The following is a 244-nucleotide window of genomic DNA, read 5'->3' as shown; positions in this document are numbered from 1 at the left end:
CGTAACCAGTTGCCGTTCTCATCTGAAATTAATGGCCTATCGCCATCACCATCGGTTGAAAATACAGCATCTAAATTATGCTGTTTAGACCAATTTATAGCTTTTAATGTATCTTCTTCTGAAACAGCCTCGGTATCGATAGGAACGAAATGGTCGGTACGTTCTAAAGCAATAATTTCGGCACCAAGGTGTTCAAAAATACGATAATAAAGATCACGGCCAGCGCTCGAGTGTTCATAAATAC

General features: G+C 39.8%; 1 pseudogene. It reads right to left on the bottom strand.

Features of this window, described 5'->3' with window-relative positions:
• Positions 1–244 (bottom strand): annotated as a pseudogene (locus AAEY99_RS21640) (phosphomannomutase); the annotation flags it as partial.

Source organism: Shewanella sp. S1-58-MNA-CIBAN-0166 (assembly GCF_040310085.1).
In the GTDB taxonomy this organism is placed as follows: domain Bacteria; phylum Pseudomonadota; class Gammaproteobacteria; order Enterobacterales; family Shewanellaceae; genus Shewanella.
This window is presented reverse-complemented; position numbering and strand designations above follow the sequence as displayed.